General features: G+C 66.6%; 10 protein-coding genes. 4 read left to right on the top strand and 6 right to left on the bottom strand.

Going from position 1 to position 13,334, the window contains the following annotated elements; genetic code table 11:
• Positions 1–381: 381 nt before the first annotated feature.
• Positions 382–1,200 carry a hypothetical protein gene (locus IMX13_RS12350; protein ID WP_053518741.1) on the top strand — a complete coding sequence of 273 codons (819 nt, stop codon included), beginning with the start codon at positions 382–384 and terminating at the stop codon, positions 1,198–1,200.
• Positions 1,201–1,671: 471 nt separating this feature from the next.
• Here the strand turns inward: IMX13_RS12350 and lpdA are convergent, their stop codons facing one another.
• The 3 genes from lpdA to IMX13_RS12335 all read right to left on the bottom strand — a co-directional run bounded on the left by lpdA (position 1,672) and on the right by IMX13_RS12335 (position 5,983).
• Complete coding sequence (lpdA, locus tag IMX13_RS12345) at positions 1,672–3,480, bottom strand: dihydrolipoyl dehydrogenase (protein WP_065175199.1); 1,809 nt, start codon at positions 3,478–3,480, stop codon at positions 1,672–1,674.
• Between the two features lie 107 nt (positions 3,481–3,587).
• Entirely contained in the window at positions 3,588–5,300 is a 1,713-nt protein-coding gene (aceF, locus tag IMX13_RS12340) for a dihydrolipoyllysine-residue acetyltransferase (protein ID WP_193396447.1), read from the bottom strand.
• Between the two features lie 167 nt (positions 5,301–5,467).
• The gene (locus IMX13_RS12335) at positions 5,468–5,983 is read right to left on the bottom strand and encodes a DNA-deoxyinosine glycosylase (RefSeq protein ID WP_262101438.1); all 516 of its coding nucleotides are present in this window, start codon (positions 5,981–5,983) and stop codon (positions 5,468–5,470) included.
• Positions 5,984–6,170: 187 nt separating this feature from the next.
• Here IMX13_RS12335 and IMX13_RS12330 point away from each other — a divergent pair, with 187 nt between their 5' ends.
• The 3 genes from IMX13_RS12330 (at position 6,171) to glpK (ending at position 10,039) form a co-directional block, all read left to right on the top strand.
• Positions 6,171–6,806 (top strand): OmpW family outer membrane protein, encoded by a 636-nt coding sequence (locus IMX13_RS12330; protein ID WP_053520322.1) that lies wholly within the window; start codon positions 6,171–6,173, stop codon positions 6,804–6,806.
• Positions 6,807–6,964: 158 nt separating this feature from the next.
• Positions 6,965–8,476: a glycerol-3-phosphate dehydrogenase gene (gene glpD, locus IMX13_RS12325; protein WP_128990605.1), complete on the top strand. Its 1,512-nt coding sequence runs from the start codon at positions 6,965–6,967 to the stop codon at positions 8,474–8,476.
• Positions 8,477–8,539: 63 nt separating this feature from the next.
• Positions 8,540–10,039, top strand: coding sequence for a glycerol kinase GlpK (gene glpK, locus IMX13_RS12320; protein WP_065181792.1), 1,500 nt, complete (start codon positions 8,540–8,542; stop codon positions 10,037–10,039).
• Between the two features lie 119 nt (positions 10,040–10,158).
• On the opposite strand, the gene IMX13_RS12315 is transcribed toward glpK, so the two are convergent.
• From IMX13_RS12315 to acpP, 3 genes are all read right to left on the bottom strand, one after another.
• Entirely contained in the window at positions 10,159–11,523 is a 1,365-nt protein-coding gene (locus IMX13_RS12315; protein ID WP_193396445.1) for an aminodeoxychorismate synthase component I, read from the bottom strand.
• Positions 11,524–11,624: 101 nt separating this feature from the next.
• Positions 11,625–12,887 carry a beta-ketoacyl-ACP synthase II gene (fabF, locus tag IMX13_RS12310; protein ID WP_053519103.1) on the bottom strand — a complete coding sequence of 421 codons (1,263 nt, stop codon included), beginning with the start codon at positions 12,885–12,887 and terminating at the stop codon, positions 11,625–11,627.
• A gap of 142 nt (positions 12,888–13,029) precedes the next feature.
• Positions 13,030–13,269, bottom strand: a complete 240-nt coding sequence (gene acpP, locus IMX13_RS12305; RefSeq protein WP_053519101.1) for an acyl carrier protein — start codon at positions 13,267–13,269, stop codon at positions 13,030–13,032.
• Between the last annotated feature and the right edge of the window lie 65 nt (positions 13,270–13,334).

The following is a 13,334-nucleotide window of genomic DNA, read 5'->3' as shown; positions in this document are numbered from 1 at the left end:
ATGGGACAATTTGCGAGACAACCGCTGCCTGTTCATCCCGGAAGGGCGCAAGTTGCGGTAACGGTTACATTTTTGCGTGCCGCCCAAGGGACAATGACGTCCACATGATGCTGCGGTGCAGCGTATTGAACTTTGGTCGCACGCCTGGGAACTTTCCGCGACCTTGCCGGTCCGACCTTCCGACCTGCCTGCAGCAACCTCGTCGACGCTTCGCCCCGCAGGTCCTCGATGGCCCCGAAGCCCGGCTCCGGGGCCATCCTTTTTCATGGTCGTGACAGCGCTGAACCGTGCACACGCCATCGACCATACGTTCACGCATGGTGGACGAGTGCGTCCTGCACAGTGGGCTTCATTCTGATGAACCACTGCAAGGACTCTTCGATGCGCTCCGTCCCCACCCTGCTCGCCCTCTCCCTGCTTGCCGCCGGCGCATCGTTCGCCAGCGCCGCCCATGCCGCCGAAGGCGATGACCGTTTCGCCCTGCGCCTGGGTGCGATGAACATCGATTCGGACAACACGCTGCGCGGCAACACCACTGTCGCCGGCCAGGACGTCGGTTTCTCGGAAGATTTCAAGCTCGGCGGCAAGGAATGGGAACCGCGGGTAGACGGCATGTTCCGCCTCAGCGACCGCCAGCGCTTCCTGTTCAACTACTTCAAGTACGACAAGGACCGGCGCGAGACGCTGGGCCAGGACATCTCCTTCGGCGGCGTCAACGTGCCGGCTGACAGCTTCGTCAAGGCCGAGCTGAAGTACCAGGTGGCCAGCCTGGTCTACGACTACTCCGTTGTCGACACCGACACCTTCGATCTGGGCCTGCAGCTGGGTGCGGAGTACGCCAAGGTCAGCACCAAGGGCTATGCGGACCTGGGCACCGTGTATGAAGGCCAGTTCCTGGACGAGAAGACCGACGGTGTGGCACCGGTGGTCGGTGCACGCCTGAGCTTCACCCCGTCCGAGAAGTGGATGATCACCCTGCAGGGTCAGTACCTCAACACCCGCTGGGGCAGCTTCGACGACTACAAGGGTGACCTGAGCCGCGCCAATGCCATCGTCGATTACCGCCTGACCAAGAACTTCGGCCTGTTCGCCGGCTACGACTGGTTCAAGCTGGATGCGGACAAGAAGGGCAGCGACGGCACCATCGGTCTGAAGCAGGAATTCAAGGGCCCGGTGGCCGGCGTCAGCTTCGTGTTCTGATTCCTGCCCCTTCCATCGCACTCTCTCCTGGCGCGGCCTCCGGAACATCGGGGGCCGCGTTTTTTTGTGCTGCTTTGTCCTGCCGGGGTAAAGCGGGATCGTCGAGCGCTGGAGGGAGAGGGGGCTGCATGCGAATGTCCCCCGGCGCCGGCCTGCGGCCGTCACCTCCTCCTTTACTTCGCACGCAGCCCCCTCTCCCTCCGCGTGTCAGGCCTCCACGCGTCTGTTGAACTGGCTCTGCTGGAGCGTCCGCACGCCGAGCCGCTGCGTGGGTGGCAGGCATTTGGACACAGTAAAGGAGGAGGCGACCGCCGCAGGCGGACGACGGGGGACATGTGTCCAAATGCCTGCCACCCGCGCAGCGGCCCGGAAGCTCGCGACCACAGTCACCGAAGCCACAGAAGCCACCAACAAAAAACCCGGCTTTCGCCGGGCTTTCCGTTTCACCGGGCATGGCCCGGCGCAAGCGCCTTACTTCTTCTTCGGCATGTACAGATCGGTGATCGTGCCGTCGTAGATTTCCGAAGCCATCGCCACCGATTCACTCAGCGTCGGATGGGCATGGATGGTGTGGCCGATGTCTTCGGCTTCCGCGCCCATCTCGATGGCCAGACCGATCTCGGCCAGCAGGTCACCGGCATGCACACCGACGATCGCGCCCCCGATGATGCGGTGGGTCTCTTCGTCGAAGATCAGCTTGGTGAAGCCCTCGGTGCGACCGATGCCGATCGCGCGGCCACTGGCCGCCCACGGGAACTTGGCCACGCCGACCTTCAGGCCCTTGGCCTTGGCCTCGGTCTCGGTCACGCCCACCCAGGCGATCTCCGGATTGGTGTAGGCCACCGACGGGATCACGCGGGCCACCCACTCCTTCTTGTGGCCGGCCGCCACTTCAGCCGCCAGCTTGCCCTCGTGCGTGGCCTTGTGGGCCAGCATCGGATTGCCGACGATGTCACCGATGGCGAAGATGTGCGGCACATTGGTACGCATCTGCCGGTCAACCGGGATGAAGCCACGCTCGGTGACCTGCACGCCAGCCTTCTCGGCATCGATCTTCTTGCCATTCGGCGAACGACCCACGGCGACCAGCACGCGGTCGAAGGTCCCCTGCGCCAGCGCCGGCGACTGCCCTTCCTCGGCCGCCTCGAAGGTCACGGTGATGCCCTTGGCATCGGCGGTGACGCCCGACGCCTTGGTCTTCAGGTGAACGTCGATGCCCTGCTTCTTCAGGCGGTCGGCCAGCGGCTTGACCAGGTCCTTGTCGGCGCCCGGCATCAGCTGGTCCATGAATTCGACCACGGTAACCTTGCTGCCCAGCGCACCGTACACGGTCGCCATTTCCAGGCCGATGATGCCGCCACCGACAACCAGCAGCGAACCCGGCACTTCGGCCAGCTCCAGCGCGTCGGTGGAATCCATCACACGCTTGTCGTCCCACGGGAAGTTCGGCAGCTTCACCGCCTGCGAACCGGCGGCGATGATGCACTTCTGGAAGCGCAGCAGCTGCGTGCTGCCGTCAGCGGCGGTGATCTCCAGCTCGTTGGCCGACAGGAACCGGCCGACACCCTGCACGTTGCGCACCTTGCGCTGCTTGGCCATGCCAGCCAGACCCTTGGTCAGCTGGTTGACGACCTTTTCCTTGTACTGGCGCAGCTTGTCCAGCGTAATCGTCGGCTTGCCGAACTCCACGCCGAAATCGCCGGCATGGGCGACTTCATCGATGACCGCCGCAGCATGCAGCAGTGCCTTGGACGGAATGCAGCCGACGTTGAGGCAGACGCCGCCGAGGCTGGCGTAGCGCTCGACCAGTACCGTATCCAGGCCGACATCGGCTGCGCGGAACGCGGCGGTGTAGCCGCCCGGGCCGGAGCCCAGCACGACCATCTCGCATTCGATGTCGGCCGGCTTGCCGCTGGCCAGTGCCGGCTTCGGTGCGGCCGGTTCGGCCGGGGCACGATGCGACGGGGTCACCGGCGGCTTGCTGGCCGGGGCGGCGGCCGCAGGCGCAGGTGCGGCTGCCTTGGCCGGGGCCTCGGCGGCTCCTTCGGTGTCCAGCAGGACCACCACGGCCCCCTCGGACAGCGTATCGCCGAGCTTGACCTTCAGTTCCTTGACCACACCGGCGGCCGAGGACGGCACTTCCAGCGTGGCCTTGTCCGATTCCAGGGTCACCAGGCCCTGGTCCTTCTTCACCGTATCGCCGACGGCGACCAACACTTCGATCACCGGCACATCGCTGTAATCGCCGATGTCGGGAACCTTGACTTCAATCGTGGCCATGGTGGTTTTCCTCATGCCCGGCCGGGGTGGCCGGCGGGCTGTCACTGCGTTTCGTCAGGCGGCCGCGCCAGGGGCGACGGCCACACGGTGGGGGCGAAGCGGGTGCCTTACAGCAGCACGCGACGCATGTCGGCCAGTACCTGCGACAGGTACGTGGTGAAGCGTGCGGCCAGGGCGCCATCGATGACGCGGTGGTCGTAGCTCAGCGACAGCGGCAGCAGCAGCTTCGGTGCGAATTCCTTGCCATTCCAGACCGGCTGGATGGAGGACTTGGACACGCCCAGGATGGCCACTTCCGGGGCATTGACGATCGGGGTGAACGCGGTGCCACCGATCCCGCCCAGCGAGCTGATCGAGAAGCAGCCGCCACTCATGTCGGCCGGGCCCAGCTTGCCGTCGCGCGCCTTCTTGGCCAGCTCGCCGGTTTCCTGCGCGATCTGCACCACGCCCTTCTTGTCGACGTCGCGGATCACCGGCACGACCAGGCCGTTCGGCGTATCGGCGGCGAACCCGATGTTGAAGTACTTCTTCAGGGTCAGGTTCTCGCCGCTGGCGTCCAGCGAGGCGTTGAACTCCGGGAACTTCTTCAGCGCTGCGGCGCTGGCCTTGATCAGGAAGGCGAGCATGGTCAGCTTGATGCCGGCCTTCTCGTTCTCCTTGTTCAGTGCCACGCGCAGTGCTTCCAGATCGGTGATGTCGGCCTGGTCGAACTGGGTGACGTGCGGAATCATCGCCCAGTTGCGGGCCAGGTTCGCGCCGGAGATCTTCTTGATGCGCGACAGCGGCTGCACTTCGGTCTCGCCGAACTTGCTGAAATCGACCTTCGGCCACGGCAGCAGGTTCAGCCCACCGCCTGCGGCGGCAGCGGTGCCGCCCGCGGCCGGAACGCCACCACTGAGCGCGGCCTTGACGAATTTCTGCACGTCACCCTTGGTGATGCGCCCGCCCTTCTCGGTACCGCTGATCTGCAGCAGGTCCACGCCCAGCTCGCGGGCGAACACGCGCACCGCCGGGGTGGCATACGGCACCTTGGCCGGCAGCACGCCATCGGCGTTGAACTGTACGGGCGGGCTGGACGGAGCGCCGGCCGACGCGATCTCACGAGCCGCCAGCTTGTCCGGCTGGGCGGGCACAGCGACCGGCTCGACCTTGGTGGCGGTCTCGGCAGCGGCCGGGGCCGCCGCAGCCGCTTCGCGGGTCGGCGCCGGCGCAGCAGCACCCTCGGCTTCGATGATGGCCACCACATTGCCCTGCGACAGGGTGTCCCCCACCTTGACCTTCAGTTCCTTGACCACACCGGCCACCGAGGACGGCACTTCCATGGTCGCCTTGTCGCTTTCCAGCGTGACCAGGCCCTGATCCTTCTTGACGGTGTCGCCCACGGCGACCAGCACCTCGATGACCGGGATGTCGGTGTAATCGCCGATGTCCGGCACCCGGGCTTCAACCGCACCGCCACCGGCAGCCGGGGCGGCCGGCGCGGCAGCCGCCGGGGCCGGGGCGCTCTGGGTGGCAGCCGCCGGGGCAGCGGCCTTGGCCGGGGCCGGGGCCGGAGCGGCCGGCGCTGCGGCCTCGTCTGCCGCCACTTCGATCAGCGCCACGACCTTGCCCTCGGACAGGGTGTCACCCACCTTGACCTTGATCTCCTTGACCACACCGGCCACCGAAGACGGCACTTCCATGGTCGCCTTGTCGCTTTCCAGCGTCACCAGGCCCTGGTCCTTCCTGACCGTATCGCCAACGGCGACAAGCACCTCGATTACCGGGATATCGCTGTAGTCACCGATATCGGGGACAAGTGCTTCCTTGATTTCGGCCATGGGGATAACTCCGGCAATCTGGTGTAGGGAAACGTCTATTGTGCGGCCAGCGGGGGCCAGCGCCAACCGTTACAGGTGTTTTCAGTACGCACGCAGCCGGGACACGCTGTTGCCCATGGGGCGCAGGCACCTCCAGTGGGTAGCGTATTGTCCGCACGATGTCCGCTTCATGTCGCCAGTGCATCGGCCACCGGCTGCCAGGCCTGACGCAGGCGCTGCAGCGACCAGGCCGCATTGGCCGGGCTGGTCGAGGGCAACGCCAGCACACGCGGTGGCTCCCCCAGGACAGGCAGCACCCAGCGCTGGAAAGCCTGCATCGACGCAGCACCATTGCAGCCGATCAGCTGCAGCTCAGGCAGCAGGGCGATCAGTTCCGGCAGCGCGTTGGCCACTTCCGTGCCACGCACGATGTCCGCATCCAGGCTGCCCCGGCGCTCGCATCGGCCGATCACATCCCACACCCCGACACCGGCGGCGTTCAGGGCGCGCATGCGTTGCGGATAGGGCAAACCAGCGTCAAAGCCGCAGATATCGGACATGAGCGGCCAGAAACGATTGCGTGGATGCGCGTAGTACTGGCCAGCGTGCAGCGACGCAGCACCCGGCATCGAACCAAGCAGCAACACGCGCGATCGCGTGTTCACCTGCGCGGGCAGGCCGGTGCAGAGCGTTGGCGCGCTCACGGTTTGTGCAACTGCATGAACATTCCTCCAGAGCAAAAACCCCATGAAAACAGGCTTTTCGAACTCATCGCTGAACAGAGCGAACTATTTTTTAACGCGCGTCGGATTCGATTCATGTTGAGGCGACTACGGTGTGCTCGCCCCGCAACCGGGGGCCCAAAAACAAGAAACATTAGGAGATACCCCCATGCGCTCCATCCGTATCCTGAGTCTCGCCCTGCTGACCTCCGCCGCCTTCGCGCCGGCCGCTTTCGCCCAGGACAGCAGCACCACCGACACCGCCTCGGGCAAGCATTTTGCCGTGGTTGGCGGCGTCACGCTGCTGCAGCCGAAGAATGACCCGATCACCGGCGTCAAGAAGCTCGATGGCGGCCCGGCGCCGACCGTCAGCTTCAGCTACTACGTCAACGACAACTGGGCCGTTGAGCTGTGGGGCGCTGCCGACAAGTTCGATCACCGCGTCAAGGGTCCGGGCAACACCCGCCTGGGCAGCGTCGAGCAGCAGCCGGTCGCGCTGAGCGGCCAGTACCACTTCGGCCAGGCCGACAACGTGTTCCGCCCGTTCGTGGGCGTGGGCTACTTCCAGTCGGCCTTCAGCAACGAATCGCTGGCTGACGGCAGCAGCTCCGACATCCGCCTGAAGGATGCCAAGGGCGTGATCGGCACCGTCGGCGTCGACATGAACATCAACTCCACCTGGTTCGCCCGTGCTGATGCCCGCTACATGCGCGCCCGCCCGGACGTCAAGGTGGGTGGCGAGAAGATCGGCGAAGCCAAGCTGGATCCGTGGACTGTCGGCGTGGGTATCGGCGCCCGCTTCTAAGCACCGTCTGCTTCACTGTCTGTACGCGACGGGCCCTTCGGGGCCCGTCGTCGTTTTCGTCACCCGCGTTCTGTGTAGAGTCGGGTCGTGCTCGACTGCTTTTTTCCGGACGTCGAGCAGGGCTTGACTCTGCAAAGGACGGAAGGCCGGTGATCGGGATGGACAATGTCGACCTGCTGGTGATCGGAGGTGGCATCAACGGCGCCGGCATCGCACGCGACGCCGCAGGCCGCGGCCTGCGCGTGCTGCTCTGCGAGCAGCACGATCTTGCGTCACATACCTCCAGCGCCAGCAGCAAGCTGGTCCATGGCGGGCTGCGCTACCTGGAACAGGGCGAGTTCGGCCTGGTGCGCAAGGCGCTGGGCGAACGCGATGTACTCCGCAGGCAGGCGCCCTGCCTGGTCCGGCCGCTGCGCTTCGTGCTGCCCTGGGAACCCCACCTGCGGCCACGCTGGATGCTGCGGCTCGGCCTGTGGCTGTATGACCACCTCGGCCATCGCGGCGCAGCGTTTCCGGCTTCGCGCGCACTGCACCTGCCACACGACCCGTTGGGCACGTGGCTGTCGCCATCGTTGCACCAGGCCTTCAGCTATGCCGACGCGCAGGTGGACGATGCACGCCTGGTATTGCTCAACGCGCTGGATGCCGCGCAACGCGGCGCGCGTGTACAGGTTCGCACCCGCTGCGTCGAACTGCACGGCGAGCAGGGCCACTGGCGGGCGGTACTGGTCGATGCAGCGGGACAGCAGCAGACGGTGCATGCACATGCCGTGGCCAACGCGGCCGGTCCCTGGGCCGGAGGCCTGCTGCAACGCATGCAGGCGCGCAGCGGCACACCGGCCCTGCGCCTGGTGCAGGGCAGCCACATCGTGCTGCGCCGGCCCTGGCCCGATGACAGCGCCTGCCTGCTGCAGCAGCCCGACGGACGGGTCGTATTCCTGCTGCCCTTCACCCACGACCACCTGCTGGTGGGTACCACCGACACCGACTATCAGGGCGATCCGGCGCGCTGCCACGTGCTGCCTTCGGAAGTGACATACCTGTGCGAGGCGGCCAACCGCTATCTGCGCCAGCCGATCACGGCGACGGAGGTGGTCTGGCAGTTTGCCGGCGTGCGCCCGCTGCTGGCCGACCCGGATCCGCGCGCGGCACGACTCAGCCGCGACTATCGCCTGCAGTTGCAGGTGCAGGGCGCGCCCGCCGTGCACGTGCTGGGGGGGAAGCTGACCACCTACCGCGTTCTGGCCGAAGAAGCGCTGGATCTGCTGCGGCCCCACCTGCCGCAGATGGGGCCGGCATGGACGGCAGCCGGGACGCCGCTGCCGGGCAGCGACTGGGGCGATGCCGTGCAGGCACGCTCTCACCTGCGGAGACTCGCACCGTGGTTGCCTGAGGACACTACGCGGCGCTGGGCCGAGGCCTATGGCAGCCGCAGCACCGAGCTGCTGCACGGGGTGCAGGGCATGGACGATCTCGGCGAACACTTCGGCGGTGGGCTGCACGCCCATGAGGTCGTGTTCCTGCGCGATCACGAATGGGCGCATACCGCCGAGGACATACTGTGGCGGCGGAGCAAGCTGGGACTGCGGCTGGACACCGCACAGGTGGCACGCCTGCAGGACTGGTTGGAGGAACAGCAGCACCAGGCCATGCCCGGCCGATCGCGGTGACACCCTGCATGGCCCGTCGCTGCCGATGCAGTAGGATTTCCCCATCGCTACCGGAGACGCCGCATGACGCCCCGCTACGTGCTGGCCATCGATCAGGGCACCACCAGTTCGCGCGCGATCCTGTTCGATCACGCCGGCGACATCGTCGGCAGCGCGCAACGTGAGTTCGCCCAGATTTTCCCGCAGCCCGGTTGGGTGGAACATGACCCGCGCGAGATCCTCACCAGCGTCTACGCCACGCTGACCGAGCTGCTCAGCCGCGAACAGATCGACCCGCGCCACATCGCCGCACTGGGCATCACCAACCAGCGCGAGACCACCGTGGTCTGGGAACGCGCCACGGGCCAGCCGATCCACAACGCCATCGTCTGGCAGTCCCGGCAAAGCCAGGCCATCTGCGAGCGGTTGCGCTCGCAGGGGCACGAAGCGCTGATCCGTGAACGCACCGGCCTGCTGATCGATGCCTACTTCTCGGCCACCAAGGTGCGCTGGATCCTCGATCACGTGGAAGGCGCACAACAGCGCGCGGAGCGTGGCGAACTGCTGTTCGGCACCATCGACAGCTGGCTGGTCTGGAATCTCAGTGGCGGCCAGGCACACGTGACGGACTACAGCAACGCCGCACGCACGCTGCTGTTCAACATCCACACCCTGGACTGGGACGACGAGCTGCTCGCGCTGCTGGACATTCCGCGCGCCATGCTGCCGCAGGTGCGTGACTCCAGCGCGGTGTACGCGCACACCCGGCCGCAGTTCTTCTTCGACCACCCGATTCCGATCGCCGGTATCGCTGGCGACCAGCAGGCCGCGCTGTTCGGCCAGGCCTGCTTCCAGCCGGGCATGGTGAAGAACACCTACGGCACCGGCTGCTTCATGCTGATGCACACCGGAACGCAGGCCGTGCGTTCGCACAATGGCCTGCTGACCACCATCGCCTGGGGCCTGGACGGGCGCGTGGAGTACGCACTGGAGGGGTCGATCTTCATCGCCGGCTCGGTGGTGCAGTGGCTGCGCGACGGCCTGCGCATGATCGATCGGGCCAGCGACAGCCAGGCGCTGGCCGCGAAGGTCGGCGACAGCGCTGGCGTCTATCTGGTGCCGGCGTTCGTGGGCCTGGGTGCGCCTTACTGGCGCAGCGACGTGCGTGGAGCGATGTTCGGCCTGACCCGGGGCACCAGCAGGTCGCACTTCGTGCGTGCAGCATTGGAAGCAATGGCTTACCAGACCCGCGATGTACTCGATGCCATGCAGTCCGATGCAGGTATCGGCCTGAGCGAGCTGCGTGCCGACGGCGGCGCGATCGGCAACGACTTCCTTGCCAGCTTCCAGGCCGACATTCTGGGCGTTCCGCTGCTGCGGCCACGGCTGACCGAGACCACGGCGCTGGGCGCGGCCTACCTGGCCGGGCTGGCGGTGGGATTCTGGGAAAGCCGCGAACAGATCGCCGCGCAATGGGGACTGGACCGCCGTTTCGAGCCGCAGATGCCGGCAGCACGGCGCGAGACGCTGTATGCCGGGTGGCAGCAGGCGGTCGCCGCCACCCTGGCCTTCCACGTCGATTGAGGGCGGTAGCGCCGGGCCATGCCCGGCGAATCAATCCCCAATCCGCCGGGCATGGCCCGGCGCTACCGGGAGGGTGATGCATCGGTAGCGCCGGGCCATGCCCGGCGGGGGTCGATCGCCTACCCTTGCTGGCCCAGGGCGCGCAGCAGGCCACGCGCTTTGGCACGGGTCTCGTCCAGCTCCTTGTCCGGGTCCGAATCGACCACGATGCCGGCGCCGGTGCGGAAACTGACCTCGTGGCCGTCCACCTCGGCGGTACGGATCAGGATGTTCAGGTCCAGGTCGCCATCGCGGTTCAGCCAGCCGAACGCCCCGGTATAGGCACCGCGCGGCACCTGCTCCAGCTCGCTGATGATCTGCATGCAGCGCACCTTCGGGCAGCCGGTGATGGTGCCGCCGGGGAACGTTGCGGCGATCACTTCGCCGGGGGTGACCTCCGGGCGCAGATGGCCGCTGACGTTGCTGACGATGTGGTGCACATGGGCGTAGCTCTCCACCGTCATCAGTTCATCGACCACCACGGTGCCGGGCAGGCAGATGCGGCCCAGATCGTTGCGTTCGAGGTCGATCAGCATCACGTGCTCGGCGCGCTCCTTCGGGTGCCCGACCAGCTCCTGGATGCGCGCGGCATCATCGTCACCCTCGAAACGCGGGCGCGTGCCCGCGATCGGCCGGGTCTGCGCGTGGCCGGCATGCACCGATACCAGCCGCTCCGGCGAGGAGCTGACCACGTGCCGCCCAAACGCACTGAACAGGCCGGCAAACGGTGCGGGGTTGGCGCGGCGCAGCTGTGCGTACAGGGCCTGCGGGCTGACCGGCGTGGCGAACTGCGCGCTCCAGCGCCGCGACAGGTTCACCTGGAACACATCGCCGGCGTGCAGGTAGTCGATCACCCGGCGCACGCCGTCGGTGAAGCGCTGCGGCGCGTCTTCGCCGACCGACTGCGGCGGCTGCCAGCCCTGCCCCGCCTCCGGCAGCGCCTGCGCGGCCAGCGCCACCAGCGAGTCCAGCAGCGCCTGCTCGCCCGCTTCGGCGATGACGAAGCTGGCGTGGTTCTGGTGATCGTGCAGCACGGCCGCCGGGCAGCGCAGCGCCAGCGCCGTCGGCCGGCCATCATCGCGCGCACGCGCCGGCAGCACCGGTTCGATCTGGCTGGCCACTTCGTAGTCGAGCATCAAGGCCCAGCCGCCGCGGAACGGCAGGCTGTGACTGCCATCGTGCGGCAGCCGTGCCTGCTGCCAGGCGCGGTCCAGCGCCTGCAGGAAACTGCCGGGCTGCACCGTATCCTGCTGGTCGCGCACGCGACCATCGGCATCCAGGCGCAGCGTGTCGCCCTGTGCGGCCAACAGCAGGCTCCAGCGGCCCTGCGCGGTGCCGGAAGCGGTGGACTCCATCAGCAGCGGGAAACGTTCCGGCGCCTGCTGCTGCAGGGCCAGCAGATCGATCGGATGCGGCAGCGGGTGGATCAGCGGGGCGTGGGTCATGGTGGCCTGCAGGGGAATTCAGATACACGGAAGCCGCCTTGCGGCGGCTTCCTCGTGCGTGGAGCACGTCCGGTCGAGCACGGCCCGACGCGACAACCCGGTCAGACGCGCTTGAAGATCAGCGTGCCGTTGGTGCCGCCGAAGCCGAAGCCATTGGACATCACCACGTCGACCTTGGCCTGGCGCGCTTCATTGGGGACGTAGTCCAGATCACAGCCTTCGCCCGGCTCCTGCAGGTTGATGGTCGGCGGGATGACGTTGTCCTGCAGCGCCATCACCGAGAAGATCGCCTCCACACCGCCGGCAGCGCCGAGCAGGTGGCCGGTCATCGACTTGGTGGAGCTGACCATCATCTTGTAGGCGTGGTCGCCGAAGGCCGTCTTCATCGCCATGGTTTCGCCCAGGTCGCCCAGCGGCGTGGAGGTGCCATGTGCGTTGAGGTAACCCACCTGTTCCGGATTCAGGCCAGCGTCCTTCAACGCCATGGTCATGCAGCGGGCAGCGCCTTCGCCGTTCTCGCTCGGCGCGGTCATGTGGTACGCGTCGGAGCTGGCGCCGAAGCCGGCCAGCTCGCAATAGATCTTCGCGCCACGGGCCTTGGCGTGCTCGTACTCTTCCAGGATCAGGATGCCGGCACCGTCGCCCAGCACGAAGCCGTCGCGGTCCTTGTCCCAGGGGCGCGAGGCCTGTTCCGGTGCGTCGTTGCGGGTGGACATGGCCTTCATCGCGCAGAAGCCGCCCACGGCGGTCGGCGAGGAGCCGCGCTCGGCGCCGCCCACCACCATCACGTCCGCATCGCCGTACTGGATCATGCGCATGGCGGTGCCGATCGAGTGGTTCGAGGTGGCGCATGCCGAAACCGCCGAGAACGACGGGCCCTTCAGGCCGGTGATGATGCTCAGCTGGCCCGGCAGCATGTTGATGATGGTCTTGGGCACGTAGAAGGGCGAGATCTTCTTGCCCTCGTGGAATTCGATGGTCTGCTCTTCGATGCCGAGCAGGCCGCCGATGCCGGCGCCGACGATGGCGCCGATGCGCTCGGCATTGGCGTCGGTGATCTCCAGGCCCGAATCATGCAGGGCCATGAACGAGGCACCGAGGCCGTAATGGATGAACGGGTCCATCTTCTTGGCATCCTTGCCGCTGACCCGGTACTTGCCGAACAGTGCATTGTCGGCGGTGATGTCGAAGCCCTTGACCTCACCTGCAATCTTGGTGGTGAACCGTTCCAGGTAGGAATCGGCGACGTTGGTCAGCGGACCGATGCCCGAACGACCATGGGTGATGCCTTCCCAGCTGCTGGCCAGATCATTGCCCAACGGCGAGACGATACCCAGGCCGGTTACGACGACGCGACGCTTCATTGCTGATTCTCCTGACCCGAAGATGCTTTCGGGCAACGCGGTTTGCTTCGGTGTGATGCGCAAACACACGGGGCCGCAACAGCGGCCCCATGGGGTGCGGTGCGCGCCGGGCGGATGCCCGCACGCGCACTGCCGTCTGACATCAGGCCTTGACGTGGGCCTTGATGTAGTCGATGGCGGCCTGCACGGTGCTGATCTTCTCGGCTTCTTCGTCCGGGATTTCGCACTCGAATTCTTCTTCCAGCGCCATCACCAGCTCGACGGTGTCCAGCGAGTCAGCGCCCAGGTCATCGACGAACGATGCGCTGGTGGTGACTTCTTCTTCCTTGACGCCAAGCTGTTCGACGACGATTTTCTTGACGCGTTCTTCGATGGTGCTCATGGGATCTCGCTCCAGATGGAGTTGTGGTTCAAAAGTGGTCGCCATCAAGGGCGATGGCCGTGGGA

The organism is Stenotrophomonas sp. B2 (assembly GCF_014947095.1).
Taxonomy (GTDB): Bacteria; Pseudomonadota; Gammaproteobacteria; order Xanthomonadales; family Xanthomonadaceae; genus Stenotrophomonas; species Stenotrophomonas maltophilia_P.
Note: the sequence above shows the minus strand (reverse complement) of the source record. Positions and strands in the feature narration are given on the sequence as shown.

Coding starts and splice junctions, on each gene's coding strand:
- IMX13_RS12330 (WP_053520322.1), top strand. CDS start 6,171: ATGCGCTCCATCCGTATCCTGAGTCTCGCCCTGCTGACCTCCGCCGCC.
- acpP (WP_053519101.1), bottom strand. CDS start 13,269: ATGAGCACCATCGAAGAACGCGTCAAGAAAATCGTCGTCGAACAGCTT.
- glpD (WP_128990605.1), top strand. CDS start 6,965: ATGGACAATGTCGACCTGCTGGTGATCGGAGGTGGCATCAACGGCGCC.
- glpK (WP_065181792.1), top strand. CDS start 8,540: ATGACGCCCCGCTACGTGCTGGCCATCGATCAGGGCACCACCAGTTCG.
- IMX13_RS12315 (WP_193396445.1), bottom strand. CDS start 11,523: ATGACCCACGCCCCGCTGATCCACCCGCTGCCGCATCCGATCGATCTG.
- lpdA (WP_065175199.1), bottom strand. CDS start 3,480: ATGGCCACGATTGAAGTCAAGGTTCCCGACATCGGCGATTACAGCGAT.
- fabF (WP_053519103.1), bottom strand. CDS start 12,887: ATGAAGCGTCGCGTCGTCGTAACCGGCCTGGGTATCGTCTCGCCGTTG.
- IMX13_RS12350 (WP_053518741.1), top strand. CDS start 382: ATGCGCTCCGTCCCCACCCTGCTCGCCCTCTCCCTGCTTGCCGCCGGC.
- aceF (WP_193396447.1), bottom strand. CDS start 5,300: ATGGCCGAAATCAAGGAAGCACTTGTCCCCGATATCGGTGACTACAGC.